Consider the following 18,699-nt stretch of genomic DNA (forward strand, 5'->3'; position numbering starts at 1 on the left):
CTGCTTTCGTACCCCGCATTCGTACGGATGGGCGAGACCGGGGCAAAGTCTACCGGCGCTCCACCGCCTCCTGCGGGGCCTCCCGCCGACGGCTCCGCGGCAGTACGCGCAGCGCATCGGACATATCGGCCACTTCGGTGACCCGCATACCGGTCGGTATCTTTCCGGGGTCCGCCGGGACGAGGGCGTGGGTGAAGCCCAGCCGGTGCGCCTCCGCCAGCCTCCGCTGGACGCCGGTGACCCTCCTCACCTCGCCCGCCAGCCCCACCTCGCCGATGGCCACCAGGTTCTTCGGCAGGGGGGTGTCGCTGGCCGCGCTGGCCAGCGCGAGCGCCACGGCGAGGTCGGCGGCGGGCTCGGTGAGCCGTACGCCGCCGACCGTGGCCGAGTAGATGTCGCGCTTGCCGAGCGCGGTGATCCGCCCGCGCTGCTCCAGTACCGCAAGCATCATCGACACCCGCGAGGTCTCCAGGCCGGAGGTGGTGCGCCGCGGGGAGGGGATCTGGGAGTCGACGGTCAGCGCCTGCACCTCGGCGACCAGCGGGCGGCGGCCCTCCAGGGTGACCGTCAGACAGGTGCCCGGCACCGGCTCGTCACGGCGGGTGAGGAAGAGGCCGGACGGGTCGGCGAGGCCGATGATGCCCTCGTCGTGCAGCTCGAAGCAGCCGACCTCGTCCGTGGTGCCGTAGCGGTTCTTGACGCCGCGGACCAGGCGCAGGCGCGCGTGCCGGTCGCCCTCGAAGTGCAGGACGACGTCGACCAGGTGCTCCAGCAGCCGGGGGCCCGCGATGGCGCCGTCCTTGGTGACGTGGCCCACCAGGAGCGTGGCCATGCCGCGCTCCTTGGACGCGCGGATCAGCGCGCCGGCCACCTCGCGGACCTGCGCCATGCCGCCCGGCGCGCCCTCGATCTCCGGCGAGGCCACGGTCTGCACCGAGTCCACCACCAGCAGGGACGGCTTGACCTCGTCCAGGTGCCCGAGCACGGCCGAGAGGTCGGTCTCGGCGGCCAGGTACAGGTGGTCGTCGATCGCCTTGATGCGGTCCGCGCGCAGCCGCACCTGGCTCGCGGACTCCTCGCCGGTGACGTACAGCGTGCGGTGTTCCTCGTCGGCCGCCTTGGCCGCGACGTCCAGCAGGAGCGTCGACTTGCCCACGCCGGGCTCGCCGGCCAGCAGCACCACCGCACCGGGTACCAGGCCGCCGCCCAGTACCCGGTCCAGCTCGGGGACGCCGGTGCTGCGGGCCGTGGCCTGGCGGCCGTCGACCTGGCCGATGGGGACCGCGGAGGTGGTGACGCGGCCGGGGGCCGTGGTGCGCACGGCGGGGGCTCCGTACTCCTCGACCGTGCCCCACGCCTGGCATTCGGGGCAGCGGCCGAGCCATTTGGCCGTCTGCCAGCCGCATTCGGTGCAGCGGTAGGACGGCCGGTCCTTGCCGGATTTCGTACGGGCAGCCATGACACGGAACGTTAGCGCCCGCCACTGACACCGCGACGCCCACCGGGTCGTGCCGTGTACCGGGTCGTGCCGTCCGCACGCCGGTGGTCGCCGGCCCCGATCGGGGGACGGGCGTCAACCGATCGAGCTTGGCGTCACCCCCGGCCGGTGTCCCCTATTGGGGGATGTCATCACCCGTAAGGGCTAAAAGTGCCCTCAGCGGAGGAAGGATTCGCCACGCCCCGCCTACGGTCGCACGGGTGATGAGCAGCCGGTCGGAGACGTTCGCACACCCCACCCGCGCACACCAGGCGCACCGAAGCCCGCGGGCGCCGGCGGTGCCACCGGTGCCGGAGGCCGGGCCGCGGTGCCCGCCCGCGCCTCACGGTCCCCACCTCGACGGCCTCTTCACGTACTGCCTGTCCGTCCTCCGCGACCACGACGCCGCGACGACCGCCCTGGGCCACGCCCTCGCCGCCGCCGAGCACCGCCGCTCCCGCGTCCCCGCGGACCCGAAGGAGCACCGCGCCTGGCTGTACGCGCTCGCCCGCTGGGCGTGCCTCCGGCACCTCGCGCACCCGCGCCGTCCGCACCGCAGGGCGCCCGCCCGCGGGCCGCGGCGGCGCGGAGACGGCACCTCGGGCGCGGCGGGCCGCGCGGACGGTGAGCCGCGCACGGACGGTGAGCCGCGCACGGGTGCCCGGGGCGAGCGGGCCGGCCTGCCTGACCCGGTCCGGCGCAGGCGCCGCGCGGAACTGGCCGTGCTGGCGTGGCCCGAGGCCGCGGGCACCAGCCCCGAGCAGCGGGAGGCGCTGGAGCTCACCGCCCGGCACCGGCTCGGCGCGGACGAGGTGGCCGCCGTGCTGCGCGTCGAACCGGCCACCGCGCGGGAAGTGATCGCCTCGGCCGCCTGCGAGGTGGAGCGCACCCGCGCCGCCCTCGCCGTCATGGCCGGGGGAGCCTGCCCGGTGGCGGGAGGGCTCACCGGCGGCGATCCGCTGGGCGCCGTGCTGTGCCGCCGGCTCGTCCGGCACGTCGACGCCTGCCCGCGCTGCCGCGGCACCGCAGAGCGGCTGGTCGAGGGCGTCTGGCCCGGCACCAGCGTCCTGCCCGTGAAGCTGCCGCTGGTCGCGGCGCCGAGGGCGGCGCTGCACGCCGCGATGGTGGCCGCCACGCGCGCGCGTGGCAGGGGACCGCGGTTCGACCGGCGCGGCTACCCGGTGGAGCCCAAGGACCACGTCGGGCGCTGCCACCGGTTGCGCGCCCGGGCCGTGACCACCACCGTCGTGGCCGCGGTGCTGGCCGCGCCGCTGCTCTCCCTGTGGGCCGCCTACCGCGGTGACGCCGTTCCCGCCGGCGACCGGGACGGCGCCTCGACCGTCCCCGTCGGAGCGGTCGACAAGCGCTTCATCCAGCACGACGGGCCCGTGCCCGCCCCCGGGAGGACCCGGGAGGCCACGGGGCCCGGTGTCCCGGGCTCCGGCCCCGCCCGGGGCGGTGGTGCGCCCGGCGGTCGGGCGGGGGTGCTCGGCCCGGGTGGTCCGCCGCCCGCCACCGGCCTCGGTACGACCGCGCGGCAGGGCGGTGGCACCGGCTCCCGGGCGCTCACCGCGGCCCGCGGCACGCCCGTGCACGGGTCGCCGGGGGCCGGAGGCGCCCACCGGCCGCCCCCGAGCCGGTCCCCGGGCGCGCCAGGCCCCGGCGAGAGCACCGGCGTGCGGGTCCACGCCGAGGGGAGCCGCGCACCGCGAGGCCACCGGAGCGCACGTCTCGCCTTCCCGCCGGCCGGTGCCGTCCTCCTGGTCGACGGTCACGGAGCGCGCCACCCGTCGGACGGCGGGCACGCGGGCGTGCTCCGCGCACCGGTGGGCCCGGCGCCCACCGGGGCCACCGCGGGCCGCACGGCCACGGGCCCGGCCCCCGCGTCCCCCGGCAGCGACGGCACCCCGTGCGGCCCACCGATCCCGCCCACGGTGATCCCGCCCACCGAGATTCCGCCCACCGAGATTCCGCACCTCGCGATCCCGCCGTCGGCACCTCCGCCGACACCCGTGTACCAGGGGGCCACCGCCGTCTGAACGGCCCCGCCCCCGGGGGCGACGCCGAAACGTTCGCTCCGGAGAGGGCGTCCGAACCGTTCGCCTCAGGGAGGACGTCCGAACCGTTCGCCCAGGGACCCGTGTCGGAGCCGTTCGCCCCGGGGCCCGTGCCCCGGCACTCGTCCCAGGGGCGTCGCCATCGGCGGCGGTGGGCCGGCCCGCGTTCCCGGCGTTCCCGACGCCCGCGGCACCCCCGGTGTTCGCGGCGTCCTAGACCGTCTCCGCCGGACCCGCGGCGTCCACCTGGTCCACGGCGCCCACCGCGTCCACCGCCGGAGCCACCGGAGCCGCCGGAGCCGCCGGAGCCACCGGAGCCGCCGGATCCGCGGGGTGCGCCGCGAGCAGCGGCAGGCCCCTGGCCAGCCGCTGCTCGCAGAGCTCGACCAGCCGCCCGTACCCCTGCTCGCCCATCAGCTCGGTCAGCTCGGCGCGGTACGACACGTACACCGGGTCCCCCGCACCGTGCGCGGACCGCGCGGACGTGCACCACCAGTGCAGGTCGTGGCCGCCGGGGCCCCAGCCGCGGCGGTCGTACTCACCGATCGAGACCCGCAGCACACGGGTGTCGTCCGGCCGGTCCACCCAGTCGTAGGTGCGCCGCACCGGCAGTTGCCAGCAGACGTCCGGCTTGGTCTCCAGCGGCTCCCGGCCCTCGCGCAGCGCGAGGATGTGCAGGGCGCAGCCCGCGCCGCCGTCGAAGCCGGCGCGGTTCTGGAAGATGCAGGTGCCCTGCCAGCGCCTGGTCTGCCGTTCGCGGCCGCCCTCGCCGTCGTCGGCCTCCTGCACCCACCCCGTGGCACGGCCGACGTCGTGGTGCTGCCAGATGTCCGGTGTGAGTCGGGCCACATGGGACGCGACGCGCTGTTCGTCCTCCTCGTCCGAGAAGTGCGCGCCGAGCGTGCAGCAGCCGTCCGCGGCGCGCCCCGCCTCGATACCCTGGCAGCCGGCGCCGAAGATGCAGTTCCACCGGGAGGTCAGCCAGGTCAGGTCGCACCGGAAGACCTGCTCGTCGTCCGCCGGGTCCGGGAACTCCACCCAGGCGCGGGCGAAGTCGAGGCCCTGTTCGTCCGGCTCGCCGGGCCGCTGCGGCGGCGCCTCGCGGGGCAGCTTCTGCTGCCCGGGCCCCTGCGGCCCACGGTCGCGCTCACGCTGTTCCCGCTGCTTCGGCTCCTTCCGCCGCCGCTTGGCGGCGTGGGCGGGGTCGGCAGACTTGTGGTCCTTTGCCTTTTTCGTCTTTGGCACGCTTCCAGAGTATGCGTCCGCACCGCTCCCGACGGGGCTGCCACCCAGGCCCGCACGGCCCTGGCGGCGGTCGGCGGCACCGTGCACAGTAGCGTTCCGCGCATGAGACTCGGTGTCCTGGATGTGGGTTCGAACACAGTGCATCTGCTGGTGGTGGACGCACACCCCGGGGCCCGGCCCCTGCCCGCCTACTCGCACAAGTCCGACCTGCGCCTCGTCCAGCTCCTCGACGAACGGGACGCGATAGGGCCCGAGGGCGTCGAGCGGCTGGTCGGCACGGTCCGCGACGCGCTCCGGATCGCGGAGGACAAGGGCGTCGAGAACCTGCTGCCGTTCGCCACCTCCGCGGTGCGCGACGCCAGGAACGCCGACGAGGTGCTGGCCCGCGTGCGGCGGGAGACCGGCGTGGCCCTCCAGGTGCTGGCCGGCGACGAGGAGGCGCGGCTCACCTTCCTCGCGGCCCGCCGCTGGTTCGGCTGGTCCGCGGGCCGGCTGCTCGTCCTGGACATCGGCGGCGGCTCGCTGGAGATCGCGTTCGGCATCGACGAGGAGCCGGACGCCGCCGCGTCGCTGCCGCTCGGCGCGGGCCGGCTGACCGCGGGCCGGCTGCCCGGCGACCCGCCGGACCCCGCGGACGTCCGGGCGCTGCGCAAGCACGCACGTGCGAGGATCGCGCAGGTCGTGGGGGAGTTCAGCCGGTTCGGAAGGCCCGACCACGTGGTCGCCACCTCAAAGACGTTCCGGCAGCTCGCCAGGATCGCGGGGGCCGCGCGCTCGGCCGAGGGGCTGTACGTGCAGCGGGAGCTGAAGCGGAAGTCCCTGGAGGACTGGGTGCCGCGGCTCGCCGCGATGACCGCGCGGCAGCGCTCCGAGCTGCCCGGCGTCTCCGAGGGCCGGGCCGGGCAACTGCTCGCGGGGGCGGTGGTCGCCGAGGGGGCGATGGACCTGTTCGGGGTGCAGACGCTGGAGATATGCCCGTGGGCGCTGCGCGAGGGGGTCATCCTGCGCCGCCTCGACAGCCTCGCGCCGGCCCGGCCGCGGTCCTGAGGGCGGCGGACGGGCCCCCGGACCCCCGGACGTGAAGAGCCCCACACTCCACCACCCCCAACGCCCCCGTAACCTGGTCCCCGTGGCAGAAACCGTCGTACGCGTCCCGGACGCGAAGGTCGCCCTGTCGACGGCCTCCGTCTACCCGGAGTCGACGGCAACGGCCTTCGACATGGCCGCACGCCTCGGCTACGACGGTGTGGAGGTCATGGTCTGGACCGACCCCGTCAGCCAGGACATCGAGGCCCTGCGCCGCCTCGCCGACTACCACCGCATCCCGGTCCTCGCCATCCACGCCCCCTGCCTGCTCGTCACCCAGCGGGTGTGGTCCACCGACCCGTGGACCAAGCTGCAGCGCGCCAGGTCCGCCGCCGAGCGGCTGGGCGCGGGCACCGTCGTCGTCCATCCGCCGTTCCGCTGGCAGCGGCAGTACGCGCGCGACTTCGTCGACGGCATATGGCGGATGGCGAACGAGACGGACGTCCGGTTCGCCGTCGAGAACATGTACCCCTGGCGCTACCGCGACCGCGAGATGCTCGCCTACGCGCCCGACTGGGACGTCACCAAGCACGACTACCGCCACTTCACCGTCGACCTCTCGCACACCGCGACCGCCCGCACCGACGCCCTGAAGATGATCGACCGCATGGGCGACCGGCTCGGCCACGTCCACCTCGCCGACGGCCAGGGCTCCGGCAAGGACGAGCACCTGGTGCCGGGCCGCGGCACCCAGCCCTGCGCCGAGCTGCTGGAGCGCCTGGCGGGCAGCGGCTTCGACGGGCACATCGTGGTGGAGGTCAACACCCGCCGTGCCATGTCGGGCGCCGAGCGCGAGGCCGACCTCGCCGAGGCCCTGGCCTTCACTCGGCTGCACCTCGCCTCCCCGCGCGGCGCGCAGGACGCCGCCCGTTCATGACGGATCCCGCGCCCCGCCGCCGCGGGCGCCCGCCCCGCGCCGGGGCGGCACAGGGCCCCGGCACCCGTGACCGCATCCTGGAGGCGGCCCGCGAGGAGTTCTCCGAGCGCGGCTACGCGAAGGTGTCCGTGCGCGGCATCGCCAAGTCCGCGGGGGTCGACCCGGCGCTCGTCCACCACTACTTCGGCACCAAGGAGCAGGTCTTCGAAGCCGCGATCACCGACGCCTTCGCGCCCGCGCTGACCGGCGCCGACGCCCTGGCCGCGGGGCCGCCGGAGGCCGTCGGCGAACGGCTGACCAGGTTCATCCTCGGCATCTGGGAGAACCCGGCGACCCGTGCGCCGCTGCTGGCGATCGTCCGCTCCGCGGTGAGCTACGAGACCGCCGCGGCCGTCTTCCGCCGGCTCGTCGCCGCCCAGTTGCTGGGCAGGATCGTCCGGCAGCTCGACCTGCCGGACGCGGAGTTGCGGGCCGAACTCGCGGCGGCCCAGTTGGTCGGCATCGCCATGCTCCGTTACGTGATCAAGGTCGAGCCGCTGGCGTCCGTGACCGCGGAGGAGATCATCGCGCGCGTCGCCCCCGTGGTGCAGGGGCACCTGACCGGCTTCGGCGACGGCGCCCCCGGCACGAAGCCCTGAGCCCCCCGCGCGGGCACGCCCCGCACCCGGCCTTCCCGCACCACCCGGCACATCCCACCCGGACATCCCGCCCGGGGCCCCGCCGGCGGCCCGCGGACGAGATCTGCATCCCGTATCCCGGACTCCCTGTCCGAATCCTGGAGCGGCGGCGTAGGCTCGGCGGGGAGTCACCCCTGAGAAGGAGCGAGCGACGATGCCCGAGCTGAGGTCCCGCACAGTCACACACGGCCGCAACATGGCGGGCGCCCGCGCCCTGATGCGCGCCTCCGGTGTAGCGAGCGAGGACATCGGCAAGCCGATCGTCGCGGTCGCCAACTCCTTCACGGAGTTCGTGCCCGGCCACACCCACCTCCAGCCGGTCGGCCGGATCGTGAGCGAGGCCGTGAAGGCGGCCGGCGCGGTGCCGCGCGAGTTCAACACCATCGCCGTCGACGACGGCATCGCCATGGGCCACGGCGGCATGCTCTACTCCCTGCCGTCCCGCGACCTGATCGCCGACTCGGTCGAGTACATGGTCGAGGCGCACCGCGCGGACGCCCTGATCTGCATCTCCAACTGCGACAAGATCACCCCGGGCATGCTGATGGCCGCCCTGCGGCTCGACATCCCCACGATCTTCGTCTCCGGCGGCCCCATGGAGGCCGGCCGCGCCACCCTCGTCGACGGCACGGTCCGCAAGCTCGACCTGATCAACGCCATGTCCGACGCCGTGAACGAGTCCGTCTCCGACGCCGACATGCTGCGCATCGAGGAGAACGCCTGCCCGACCTGCGGCTCGTGTTCCGGCATGTTCACCGCCAACTCGATGAACTGCCTCACCGAGGCCATCGGCCTCGCCCTGCCCGGCAACGGCTCGGTGCTCGCCACCCACACCGCCCGCCGCGCCCTCTACGAGCGGGCCGCCACCACCCTCGTCGAGCTGACCCGGCGGTACTACGAGCAGGACGACACGTCCGTGCTGCCGCGCAGCATCGCCACGCACGCCGCCTTCGAGAACGCCATGGCGCTCGACATCGCCATGGGCGGCTCCACCAACACGATCCTGCACCTGCTCGCCGCCGCCCAGGAGGCCGGCGTCGGCTACGACCTGTCCGACATCGACGCCGTCTCGCGCCGGGTGCCCTGCCTGGCCAAGGTCGCCCCCAACACCGCGCCCACCACCACGTACTACATGGAGGACGTGCACCGCGCGGGCGGCATCCCGGCGATCCTCGGCGAGCTGTACCGCGGCGGCCTGCTCAACGAGGACGTGCACACGGTCCACTCGCCCTCGGTCAAGGCATGGCTGGAGACCTGGGACGTGCGCGGGGGCTCGCCGTCCGACGAGGCCGTGGAGCTGTGGCACGCGGCACCGGGCTGCAAGCGCTCCGCTGAGGCGTTCTCGCAGTCGGAGCGCTGGGAGAGCCTGGACGTGGACGCCGCCTCCGGCTGCATCCGCGACGTCGCCCACGCCTACTCCAAGGACGGCGGCCTGGCCGTGCTGAGGGGCAACCTGGCCGTCGACGGCTGCGTGGTGAAGACCGCGGGCGTCGACGAGTCGATCTGGACGTTCGAGGGTCCCGCGGTGGTCTGCGAGTCGCAGGAGGAGGCCGTCGAGAAGATCCTGCGCAAGGAGATCACGGAGGGCGACGTCGTCGTCATCCGCTACGAGGGCCCCAGGGGCGGGCCCGGTATGCAGGAGATGCTGTACCCGACCTCGTACCTGAAGGGCCGTGGCCTGGGCAAGGTGTGCGCCCTGGTGACCGACGGCCGCTTCTCCGGCGGCACCTCGGGTCTGTCCATCGGCCACGTCTCGCCCGAGGCGGCGTCCGGCGGCACCATCGCGCTCGTCGAGGACGGCGACCCGATCCGCATCGACATCCCCGGGCGCACGATCGACGTCCTGGTGGACGACGCCACCCTGGAGGCCCGCCGCGCCGCGATCGGCGGGGACTACGTCGCGGCGAACCGCGACCGGCACGTGCCGACCGCCCTGCGGGCCTACGCCGCGATGGCGACCAGCGCCGACAAGGGCGCAGTCCGCGACGTGTCCAAGCTCGGCTGACACCCCGGCCGGGGATCCCCTGACCCTCCCTCACCTTTCGACGCCCCCCTCGGTGCAACTGTCGCGCCGCGGGGGGCGTCTTTATCTGTGGCGAACAAGCCAGAAAACAGGTCCAATGTGGAGGCACGGCACGGCGCTCACCCGAGCGCCGGAGCGCCGTGCCGGGGGAGGACGCATGACCGACAGCATCACGACGCGCGACACGAGAGACGACGGCACGCAGGACACGACGGCCACCGAGGCCGCGGTGCTCGCCCTGGCCGCGGTCAGCTATCCGGTGGTCGCCCAAGTGAACGTCCGCTCGGGCCCGGGCACGTCGTACGCGAAGGTGGGCACCCTCGCGGCCGGCAGCATGGTCACCATCGGCTGCCAGACCCCGGGCCAGACCGTCGTCGGCCCGCTCGGCACCTCGAACGTCTGGGACCGCATCGGCAGCGGCCGCTATGTGTCCGACACCTATGTCCGCACCGGAAGCGACGGATACGTGGCACCCCGCTGCTGAGACATCTGCCGGAGCACCCGCCGGGGGAGCGGGACGGCGGGCACCGGCGGCGCCGGCGCCCGCCGGGCGGGGGCGGGGAGGGCGCGGCGCGGTGTCACCGTCCGCGCCCCTTTCTCTGAGGGCTCCTGAAGGCTCAGGGCGCCTTCGGCGGCCTGGACGTGGCGAAGGCGAAGACCGTGTTGTGGCTTGCCGTCGCGATCAGTGCGCCGCCGGACAGGGTGACGCGCGGTGCCGCGTTGGTCTCGCCGAAGGCGCTGTCGGTGCGCGGCAGCGTGCTCCACAACTGCCGGCCGGTGCGTTCGTCCAGGGCCAGGACCCGGCCGCTCGCGGAGCTGAAGTACAGCACTCCGTGCGAGAGCACGGGGCCGGAGGCCGCCTCCAGGCTGGTCCGGGCCGACCAGCGCGCCCGGCCGGTCGCGGGGTCGACGGCCCTGATCTGCCCGTCGGCGTTGGTGAGGTAGAGCGTGCCGCCCGCCAGTTCCGCCGTCGTCCCGGTGCCGTGGCGAAGCGGTGACGAGGTGACCTCGCCGGTGGCCGGGTCGAGGCACAGCACATCGGTGTAGCCGTCGAAGGCGGGACCCACCAGATGCCGCCTCAGCAGCACGAGCGCGCCGTCGGCCCCGCCCACCGGCCACACGTCCCCGCGTACCGCGACCGGCCTGCCCAGCGCGCCGGTGGCCGGATCGACGGTGCGGACGTCGGGATGGGTGATGTCGATCGCGGCGACCTCGGCACGCGGCGCGCACATCGCGTACAGGCGCGTTCCCGCGGCGATCGGGCTGCACTCGTCCCCGGCGGGAAAGTCCGTGGCCCAGCTCCGCGCGCCGGAGCCCGCCTCCCGTGCCTCGATCCGGGTGCGGGCCGGGTCGACCGTGAACACCCGGGAACCGAGCAGCACCGCGTCCTGCGTGCGGCCCGTGAAGATCGTCGACCGCGACGCGAGGGGCGCCGACCACAGTTCCCCGCCGTCCCGGGCGGAGAGCGCGACGACCTTCTCCGTGCTGTCCGCCGCGATCCGGTAACCGACCACCGTGCCGCCCGTGGCGCCGACCATGTACAGGCTCTGGGTGGGCACCCCCGGGCTGGTGCGCCGCCACACCTGGCTGCCGTCCGCGGCCCTGAGCCGGGCCGCCAGCACCCCGCCACCACCGCAGTAGACCGAGTCGCCGCCGGCCACGCAGCGCAGCTCGTCGGTGATCTTCAGCCCGCCCTGCACGGTGGTGTGCCAGGGCCGGAAGCCCGCGGGCGGCGGCGCCTGCACCGCGGCGACGGAGCCGCGGTCCGCGCCGTCCGCCAGGCCGCTGCCCGTGCTGTCCCGCTCGGCGCCGCCCGAACCGAGCAGCGCCACCCCGGTGCTGATCGCCGCCACCGCGGCCGCGACGGCGACCACCGTCCGCCAGCGGCTGCGCAGACCGCGCGACGAGAGCGGGCGGAGGAGGGGCCCGGTGGCGCGGGTGCCGCCGGGGGAACGCGCGGGACCTCCGGCGCGGACCGGCGCGGCGGCCGGCGTGCCCGGGACGTCGGCTACGTCCGCTACGTCCGCGACGTCCGGGGTGCCCGGGCGCGCGGAGGGGTCCGGGCGCGCGGAGGGGTCCGCGGCCCCCGCACGGGCGGCCCCCTCCGGGTGGCGGGGAGCCTTCGCATGGGCGGCCGGGTGGACGGCGGCCGGGGGCGGCGGGGCGGCGCCTGCCGGACGGGCACCGCCCGCGCCTGCGTGGACGCCACCCGCACCGCTTCCGTGGACCGCGCCCCCACCGTCTCCGTGGACCGCGCCCGTCCCGTCTCCGTGGAGCGCACCCGCACCGCGCCCCGGATGGGTGTCCGCGTCCTCCGCGCCGTCCGCACCGGCCTGGTGCACGGAGTAGCCGAAAAGCGTCGGGCCGCCGTCGCCCGGGGCGCCCTGCTCGCCGCTGCGCGCCCTGCGCAGCCGCTCGCGCGTCTGCGGGGACAGCAGCCGGGTGTCGGGGTCCGCGTCACGGGCGGCGGCGGCCGCGGCGGCGTCCGCCGAGACGGTCAGCTCCTCGGGCAGGGCGCGCAACTGGTCGAGCAGTTCGTCCGCGCTGGGCCGCCCCTCGCGCTCCTTGGCCAGGCAGGGTTCGATGACCGCCCGCAGCGGGGCGGGCACCTGGGCGAGCACCGGCGCCTCGTGCACCACCTGGTACGCCGTCATATAGGGGCTGTCGGCGTCGAAGGGCCCCTGGCCCGTGGCCGCGTAGACCAGCAGGGTCGCCAGCGAGAAGACGTCGGACTCCGGCCCGACCTCGCGCGGCGCCTGCAACTGCTCGGGCGACATGAAGGGCGGCGTCCCGATGACACGGCCGGTCATGGTGAGCGTCTGGTGGTCGGTGGCGCGGGAGATGCCGAAGTCGATCACGCGCGGGCCCTCGGGGGAGAGCACGACGTTCGACGGCTTGAGGTCGCGGTGCACCACTCCCGCGCGGTGGATGTCGCGCAGCGCCTCCACCAGGCCGATGGCGAGCGTGCGCAGCTCCGCGCCGCCGAGCGCGCCGTCCTCCGTGATCCGCTGGGCGAGGGTGGGCCCCGAGATGTAGGTGGTGGCCATCCACGGGTGGGGCCCGTCGGGATCGGCGTCGACGACGGCCGCCGTGAACGCGCCGCTGACCCGCCGGGCCGCGGCCACCTCCTGCCGGAACCTGGTCCGGAACTCGTCGTCGTCGAGGAACTGCTGGTGGATGAGCTTGATCGCGACGGGCCGCCCGGACGGCGTGCGCGCCAGGAAGACCGTGCCCATGCCACCGGAACCGAGACGTTCCCGCAGCGCGTAGCCGCCGATCGTCTCGGGATCTCCCGCACGGAGCTGCACTCTGGTCGACCTCCCCCGGGCGTTCCGTACCGTCGTGCCCTGACAAAACTAGCCTGTCCCCGCCCGGACGCCACGCCGCCCGCGCCGTACGGAACGCTCCGCGTGCCGCGCCGCCCGGCCGTGCGGGGCCCCGGGCCCCCGGCGCCGTGCGGCGGCGGGGCGGATAATCGACGTGTGAGCAACGCATCCGGTACTCCCAGAACCTCGGCCGCCGGCGCCGCCGGTACCGCGGGCACCGGGCGGGCCCCGGCACCGCGGGCAGCTTCCGACCCGGCCGCCCCGAAACCCGCCGGCGCCCCCGAACCGGAACCCCTCCGGTTCTTCGGCACGAGCTGGGTGGACCACGACGGCGGCTACGCGGCCCGCCGCCTCGGCCTCGCCGCGGGCGCCCTCGTCGCGGCCGCCGCCGGTGCCCTGGTGCTCCGCCTCGCCTACCAGGGGCTGACCGCCGGTGAGCCGGATTCGCTGGTGAACCTGCTGGTCGTGGTGGCGTTCGCGATGTGCAGCGCGGTCTCCTTCAGGCGCACCTGGACGGGGTTCGCCAGCGCGCCCGACGCCACGGCACAGACGTCCATGCGCGGCTTCACGGCCATCGGCTTCCTCGGCGTCCTGCTGGCCTACGCCGCCCGCTGCCTCGTCGAGGCCCCCGGTGAGCGGCTGCTCCGCACCCGGTACGAGACGGCCCGGGAGGAGCACGAACGCCGTACGGCACGCCGCACCGGCAACCCGGCCGCCCGCAGGAAGAAGCGGAAGGGGTAGCGCGGCATGGCCGCCAACGGGCCCCCGCCGTCCCGCGCCCGCTCCTTCGACGCGGTCGCGGACGGGTACGCCGCGCACCGGCCGTCCTACCCGCCCGCCCTCCTGGACGCCGTGGAGGAGTGCGCCGGCCGCCCGTTGTCGGGGGCGCGGGTGGTGGACGTGGGAGCGGGCACCGGGATCTCCACCGCGCTGCTGGCCGCCCGCGGTGCCCGCGTCCTCGCGGTCGAACCGGGTGCGGGCATGGCGGCGCGGCTCCGCCGGACCCTGCCCCGGGTGCCGCTGGTGCGCGGTGACGGCAATGCCCTGCCCCTGGCGGGCGCCTCGGCCGACCTCGTCACCTACGCCCAGTCCTGGCACTGGACCGATCCGGCGCGCTCCGTCCCCGAGGCCCTGCGCGTCCTGCGCCCCGGCGGCACCCTCGCGCTCTGGTGGAACGTCCTCGACCACGACGTCGCGTGGCTGGCCGAGCAGCACGCGAGGATCCAGGAGCGGTTCGGCGCGGGAGCGGGCGCCCACGGCACCGCCACCCGTGTGCGCGGCTCACGCGGCGGACCGGACTTCACCCACCGCCAGGTGCGCTGGAGCCGCCGGCTGCCCCTCGACGACCACCTCGCCAACCTCGCGAGCCATTCGATCTTCCTGGTCCAGGCGGACGGGGCGGCGGCCGACTTCCTCACCCGCGAGCGTGCGCTGCTCCGTGCGGCGTTCCCCGACGAAACCGTCGAGGAGACCTACGTCGTCGACCTCCTCACCGCCCACCGTCCCTGAGCTGACCTGACCTGACCTGACCTGAGCTGACCTGACCTGATCGGACCTGGGCTGGGCTGGCCTGAGCTGGGCTGGCCTGAGCTGACCGGACCTGAGCCGGGCTGACATGGGCCGAGCTGAACTGGTCCGGCCCGGTTCCGTGCCGCTGCCCCGCGGGACGCGCGGACGCCTTGACGCAGGGCCGGCCCACCGCCAGTATTCATCACATGATGAATTACTCGCCGGGCGACGCCCCGTCCCCCGGCGCCCCCTCCCCGCTCCCGGCCGTGCGAGCCGCGAACCTCGCGGTCGTGCGCGGCACCCGCACCGTCCTGCGCGGCCTCGACTTCACCGTGCCCCGCGGTCGGATCACCGGACTCCTGGGGCCCTCCGGATGCGGCAAGTCGACCCTGATGCGGGCGGTCGTCGGCACCCAGGACAGGGTCACCGGCACCCTCGACGTCCTCGGCCACCCCGCGGGCAGCGCGGCGCTGCGGCCCCGGATCGGCTACGTCACCCAGGCGCCGTCCGTCTACACCGATCTGACCGTACGTCAGAACCTGGAGTACTTCGCCGCGGTGCTCGCCCCGGGCCGCGCCAACGCCGACCGGCGCAGGACGGACGTCACCCGCGCCCTCGCCGACGTCGACCTCACCGCACACACCGACGCTCTCGCCGGCAACCTCTCCGGCGGCCAGCTCAGCCGCGTCTCGCTCGCCGTCGCACTCCTCGGCGCCCCCGAACTCCTCGTCCTCGACGAACCCACCGTCGGCCTCGACCCCGTGCTCCGGCGCGACCTGTGGGACCTCTTCCACTCCCTGGCCGCCGAGCGCGCCACCACCCTCCTGGTCTCCTCGCACGTCATGGACGAGGCCGAACGCTGCCACCGGCTCCTCCTGATGCGCGACGGCGCGATCCTCGCCGAGGGCACCCCGGACGCCCTGCGCAGCAGCACCGGCGCCGACAGCGTCGAAGCGGCCTTCCTGCACCTGGTCGACCGGGCCGCGGGCCGCACCGCCCCGGCCGAACCCGTCCGCCCCGGAAAGGACCTCCTCCGATGACCGCAGTCCCGGCCACCGCCCCCGCACCACCCCGCCCGGGCCCCGCGCTCCTCGTCCCGCGGACCCTCGCCACCGCCGCCCGGGTCCTGCGCCAACTCCGCCACGACCCGCGGTCCATCGCCCTGATGATCCTGGTGCCCTGCGTGATGCTCCTCCTGCTGCGCTACGTCTTCGACGGCAACGCGGCCGCCTTCGACTCCATCGGCGCCTCACTGCTGGGCATCTTCCCGCTGATCACCATGTTCCTGGTCACCTCCATCGCCACCCTGCGCGAGCGCACCTCGGGCACCCTCGAACGCCTCCTCGCCATGCCCCTCGGCAAGGCCGACCTGATCGGCGGCTACGCCCTCGCCTTCGGCGGCCTCGCCGTGCTCCAGTCGGCGCTCGCCACCGCCCTCGCCCGGTGGGGCCTCGGCCTCGACGTCACCGGCTCGCCCTGGCTCCTGCTCCTGGTCGCCCTGCTCGACGCCCTCCTCGGCACCGCGCTCGGCCTCTTCGTCTCGGCCTTCGCCTCCTCCGAGTTCCAGGCGGTCCAGTTCATGCCCGCGGTGATCTTTCCCCAGCTCCTCCTCTGCGGCCTCTTCGCCCCGCGCTCCACCATGCATCCGGTCCTCGAAGCGATCTCCGACGTGCTGCCCATGTCCTACGCCGTCGACGGCATGAACCAGGTGCTCCGGCACGACGACGTCACCGGCACCTTCATCCGCGACTGCGCGATCGTCGCCGGCTGCGCCGTCCTCGTACTGGGCCTCGGCGCCGCCACACTGCGCCGGCGCACCCCCTGACCCGGGTACGCGCCCTGCGCCCTGCGCCACGCCGTCCCGACCACCGGACATCACGGCCGCGATGCGCCGCCCGGTGCGAGGATGGAGGCGTAAGACGCAGCGAAGGACATGGCTCATGACCCACAAAGTCGCAGTTCTCGGCACCGGAAAGATCGGCGAGGCCCTGCTCAGCGGAGTGATCCGGGCCGGCTGGGCCCCGGCCGACCTGCTGGTCACCGCCCGCCGGGCCGAGCGCGCGGAGGAACTCCGCGCCCGCTACGGCGTCGCACCCGTCAGCAACCCGGAGGCCGCCAAGACCGCCGACACCCTGATCCTCACGGTCAAGCCGCAGGACATGGGCGCCCTGCTGGACGAACTCGCCCCGCACACCCCCGCCGGCCGCCTGATCGTCAGCGGCGCCGCGGGCATCCCCACCTCCTTCGTCGAACAGCACCTCGCCGAGGGCACCCCCGTGGTCCGGGTCATGACGAACACGCCCGCCCTCGTCGACGAGGCCATGTCCGTCATCTCCGCCGGCAGCCACGCCACCGACGAGCACCTCAGCCGCGCCGAAGCCGTCTTCGGCGCCGTCGGCAAGACCCTGCGGGTCCCCGAGGCCCAGCAGGACGCCGCCACCGCCCTCTCCGGCTCCGGCCCGGCCTACTTCTACTACCTCGTCGAGGCCATGACCGACGCCGGCATCCTCCTCGGCCTGCCCCGGGACAAGGCCCACGAGCTCATCGTGCAGGCCGCGATCGGCGCCGCCGTGATGCTCCGCGACAGCGGTGAACACCCGGTCAGGCTCCGCGAGAACGTGACCTCACCGGCCGGCACCACCATCAACGCCATCCGCGAGCTGGAGAACCACGGCGTGCGCGCGGCCCTCCTCGCGGCCCTGGAAGCCGCCCGCGACCGCAGCCGCGCCCTCGCCTCCGGCACCGGCTGATCCGCACCCCGCCGAGCCCGCGGCCCTCGCCCAGCCCCTTCAGCCGGGCGGCAGCAGCCCGATCGCCCGGTGGGCCGCGTCCACCCGGGGTCTGGCAGCCGCCCGAGCCCGCTCCGCGCCGGACCGCAGCACCCTCTCCACGTACGCCGGGTCCGCCACCAGCTCCCGATGCCTCTGCTGCACGGGCCTGAGCACCTCCACCACGGCCTCGGCGGTGTCCTTCTTCAACGCCCCGTAGGACCGGTACGAGCTGCTCAGTGCCTCCGGGGCGTCACCCGAGCAGGCCGAGAGGATCTCCAGCAGGTTCGAGACCCCCGGCCTCGCGGCACGGTCGTACACGACGTCCTGCCCGCTGTCGGTCACCGCCCGCAGGACCTTGCGCCGCACCACGTCCGGCTCGTCGAGCAGGTAGACGATGCCCGCGCCGGACTCGTACGACTTCCCCATCTTCGACGTCGGATCCTGTAGGTCCATGACCCGCGCCGCCACACCGGGGTACGTCGCGCGCGGCACGACGAACGTCCGGCCGTAATGCTGGTTGAACCGCACCGCCAGATCCCGGCTCAGCTCGACGTGCTGGACCTGGTCGTCCCCGACGGGCACCTCGTCCGTGCCGTACGCGAGGATGTCCGCCGCCATCAGCGCCGGGTACGTCAGCAACGAGAGCCGTACGCTCCTGCCCCTGGTCCCCTCACGCGCCGACTTCTCCTTGTACTGGATCATCCGGCGCATCTCGCCGTCAGTGGCGACGCACTCCAGCAGGTACGAGAGCCGGGCGTGTTCGTCCACATGGCTCTGCACGAAGACGGTGCACTGCTCGGGGTCGAGTCCCGAGGCCAGCAGCAGCGTCGCCGCCTGGCGCGTCAGGCGCCGCACCCGGGCCGGGTCGTGCGCCACGGTCAGGGCGTGCAGGTCGACGATGCAGAACAGGGCGTCCGCCCGGTGCTGGTCGACCGAGGTCCAGCGCCTGATCGCGCCCAGGTAGTTTCCCAGCGTCAGGTGCCCGGTCGGCTTGACCCCGCTGAAGATCCGTGTCATCTCTCCGCTCTCCGTCTTCCGTCGAGGACCGCCGCGGCCCGCCGGCCGGGCTTCAAAACCTCCGGAGCGGAGATACGAGAACGGCCGCCGAGGCGGCGGCCGTGGATGCATACGTCAGTCCGGCCGCCGTCAGGCGGCCCACCACTGGGTGTGCGTATGCGTCGTCATGGCACCACCGTACGACAGCCGGGTGCGTCCGGGGAGCCGAAGCGCGAAGTTGACACGCCCGGGGCCGCTCCGTAGTGTTTTCCGGGTTGTCCGACGTGAGCGCCGGTCCAGGCCGGTCCCCGGACACCATTCCGCAAGAGCCCATCACGAGTTCGACGACATCCTCGTCGGTCTTTCTGCTGTGTCCTTGCGAATGAGGAATCGGCGTTCGAGAGAACGCGCCGCCCGATTGGCTCGGGAGGCAGGGGTTCCGCTAAAGTCTCATCTCGTTCGAACCGCTCCAAGCGGCGAGGACAGCCCGGTGACAGGGTGTCAGACCACCGAGAGGGAGTCTGATAGAGTCACAAACACACCGAAGGGAAACGCCCGGAGGAAAGCCGCGGAGGGTAGCGGTGAGTACGAAGGAAGTGTCCGTTCCTTGAGAACTCAACAGCGTGCCAAAAGTCAACGCCAGATATGTTGATAC

General features: G+C 74.4%; 15 protein-coding genes. 11 read left to right on the forward strand and 4 right to left on the reverse strand.

The genetic code is table 11. The annotated features are described in order from the left end of the window. Positions 1–49: 49 nt before the first annotated feature. Entirely contained in the window at positions 50–1,459 is a 1,410-nt protein-coding gene (gene radA, locus IE313_RS26160) for a DNA repair protein RadA (RefSeq protein ID WP_189936360.1), read from the reverse strand. Between the two features lie 242 nt (positions 1,460–1,701). On the opposite strand from radA, the gene IE313_RS26165 reads away from it, so the two are divergent. Beyond that, a complete protein-coding gene (locus tag IE313_RS26165; RefSeq protein WP_229924964.1) occupies positions 1,702–3,516 on the forward strand; it encodes a hypothetical protein in 1,815 nt (604 codons plus the stop codon). A 231-nt stretch (positions 3,517–3,747) separates the two neighbouring features. On the opposite strand, the gene IE313_RS26170 is transcribed toward IE313_RS26165, so the two are convergent. Further along, complete coding sequence (locus IE313_RS26170; RefSeq protein ID WP_373317066.1) at positions 3,748–4,779, reverse strand: DUF3109 family protein; 1,032 nt, start codon at positions 4,777–4,779, stop codon at positions 3,748–3,750. A gap of 102 nt (positions 4,780–4,881) precedes the next feature. Here IE313_RS26170 and IE313_RS26175 point away from each other — a divergent pair, with 102 nt between their 5' ends. The 5 genes from IE313_RS26175 (at position 4,882) to IE313_RS26195 (ending at position 9,926) form a co-directional block, all read left to right on the forward strand. Further along, positions 4,882–5,826: a Ppx/GppA family phosphatase gene (locus tag IE313_RS26175; protein ID WP_189936364.1), complete on the forward strand. Its 945-nt coding sequence runs from the start codon at positions 4,882–4,884 to the stop codon at positions 5,824–5,826. An 82-nt stretch (positions 5,827–5,908) separates the two neighbouring features. Beyond that, the gene (locus IE313_RS26180; RefSeq protein WP_189936366.1) at positions 5,909–6,742 is read left to right on the forward strand and encodes a sugar phosphate isomerase/epimerase family protein; all 834 of its coding nucleotides are present in this window, start codon (positions 5,909–5,911) and stop codon (positions 6,740–6,742) included. Next, positions 6,739–7,380, forward strand: a complete 642-nt coding sequence (locus IE313_RS26185; protein ID WP_189936368.1) for a TetR/AcrR family transcriptional regulator — start codon at positions 6,739–6,741, stop codon at positions 7,378–7,380. Before IE313_RS26180 ends, IE313_RS26185 begins: the two co-directional genes overlap by 4 nt. A gap of 193 nt (positions 7,381–7,573) precedes the next feature. Beyond that, the gene (gene ilvD / locus IE313_RS26190) at positions 7,574–9,424 is read left to right on the forward strand and encodes a dihydroxy-acid dehydratase (protein ID WP_189936370.1); all 1,851 of its coding nucleotides are present in this window, start codon (positions 7,574–7,576) and stop codon (positions 9,422–9,424) included. 175 nt (positions 9,425–9,599) lie between these two features. Continuing rightward, positions 9,600–9,926, forward strand: coding sequence for an SH3 domain-containing protein (locus tag IE313_RS26195; protein ID WP_189936372.1), 327 nt, complete (start codon positions 9,600–9,602; stop codon positions 9,924–9,926). 133 nt (positions 9,927–10,059) lie between these two features. Here IE313_RS26195 and IE313_RS26200 read toward each other — a convergent pair whose 3' ends face one another. After that, complete coding sequence (locus tag IE313_RS26200; RefSeq protein ID WP_189936374.1) at positions 10,060–12,750, reverse strand: serine/threonine-protein kinase; 2,691 nt, start codon at positions 12,748–12,750, stop codon at positions 10,060–10,062. Between the two features lie 174 nt (positions 12,751–12,924). Between IE313_RS26200 and IE313_RS26205 the strand changes: the two genes are divergently transcribed. From IE313_RS26205 to proC, 5 genes are all read left to right on the forward strand, one after another. Beyond that, positions 12,925–13,509: an EamA/RhaT family transporter gene (locus IE313_RS26205; RefSeq protein WP_189936376.1), complete on the forward strand. Its 585-nt coding sequence runs from the start codon at positions 12,925–12,927 to the stop codon at positions 13,507–13,509. 6 nt (positions 13,510–13,515) lie between these two features. Then, a complete protein-coding gene (locus IE313_RS26210) occupies positions 13,516–14,277 on the forward strand; it encodes a class I SAM-dependent methyltransferase (RefSeq protein ID WP_189936378.1) in 762 nt (253 codons plus the stop codon). Positions 14,278–14,483: 206 nt separating this feature from the next. Further along, positions 14,484–15,317, forward strand: coding sequence for an ABC transporter ATP-binding protein (locus tag IE313_RS26215; RefSeq protein WP_189936379.1), 834 nt, complete (start codon positions 14,484–14,486; stop codon positions 15,315–15,317). After that, positions 15,314–16,102: an ABC transporter permease gene (locus IE313_RS26220; protein ID WP_189936381.1), complete on the forward strand. Its 789-nt coding sequence runs from the start codon at positions 15,314–15,316 to the stop codon at positions 16,100–16,102. The genes IE313_RS26215 and IE313_RS26220 overlap by 4 nt, the downstream gene beginning before the upstream one ends. A gap of 115 nt (positions 16,103–16,217) precedes the next feature. After that, complete coding sequence (proC, locus tag IE313_RS26225; RefSeq protein WP_189936383.1) at positions 16,218–17,027, forward strand: pyrroline-5-carboxylate reductase; 810 nt, start codon at positions 16,218–16,220, stop codon at positions 17,025–17,027. 39 nt (positions 17,028–17,066) lie between these two features. On the opposite strand, the gene trpS is transcribed toward proC, so the two are convergent. Continuing rightward, positions 17,067–18,065 (reverse strand): tryptophan--tRNA ligase, encoded by a 999-nt coding sequence (trpS, locus tag IE313_RS26230; RefSeq protein ID WP_189936385.1) that lies wholly within the window; start codon positions 18,063–18,065, stop codon positions 17,067–17,069. Positions 18,066–18,699 lie beyond the last annotated feature (634 nt).

The sequence above is a fragment of the Streptomyces sulfonofaciens genome (genome assembly GCF_014656295.1).
In the GTDB taxonomy this organism is placed as follows: domain Bacteria; phylum Actinomycetota; class Actinomycetes; order Streptomycetales; family Streptomycetaceae; genus Streptomyces; species Streptomyces sulfonofaciens.

Coding starts and splice junctions, on each gene's coding strand:
- radA (WP_189936360.1), bottom strand. CDS start 1,459: ATGGCTGCCCGTACGAAATCCGGCAAGGACCGGCCGTCCTACCGCTGC.
- IE313_RS26165 (WP_229924964.1), top strand. CDS start 1,702: ATGAGCAGCCGGTCGGAGACGTTCGCACACCCCACCCGCGCACACCAG.
- IE313_RS26175 (WP_189936364.1), top strand. CDS start 4,882: ATGAGACTCGGTGTCCTGGATGTGGGTTCGAACACAGTGCATCTGCTG.
- IE313_RS26185 (WP_189936368.1), top strand. CDS start 6,739: ATGACGGATCCCGCGCCCCGCCGCCGCGGGCGCCCGCCCCGCGCCGGG.
- ilvD (WP_189936370.1), top strand. CDS start 7,574: ATGCCCGAGCTGAGGTCCCGCACAGTCACACACGGCCGCAACATGGCG.
- IE313_RS26195 (WP_189936372.1), top strand. CDS start 9,600: ATGACCGACAGCATCACGACGCGCGACACGAGAGACGACGGCACGCAG.
- IE313_RS26210 (WP_189936378.1), top strand. CDS start 13,516: ATGGCCGCCAACGGGCCCCCGCCGTCCCGCGCCCGCTCCTTCGACGCG.
- IE313_RS26215 (WP_189936379.1), top strand. CDS start 14,484: ATGATGAATTACTCGCCGGGCGACGCCCCGTCCCCCGGCGCCCCCTCC.
- IE313_RS26220 (WP_189936381.1), top strand. CDS start 15,314: ATGACCGCAGTCCCGGCCACCGCCCCCGCACCACCCCGCCCGGGCCCC.
- proC (WP_189936383.1), top strand. CDS start 16,218: ATGACCCACAAAGTCGCAGTTCTCGGCACCGGAAAGATCGGCGAGGCC.
- trpS (WP_189936385.1), bottom strand. CDS start 18,065: ATGACACGGATCTTCAGCGGGGTCAAGCCGACCGGGCACCTGACGCTG.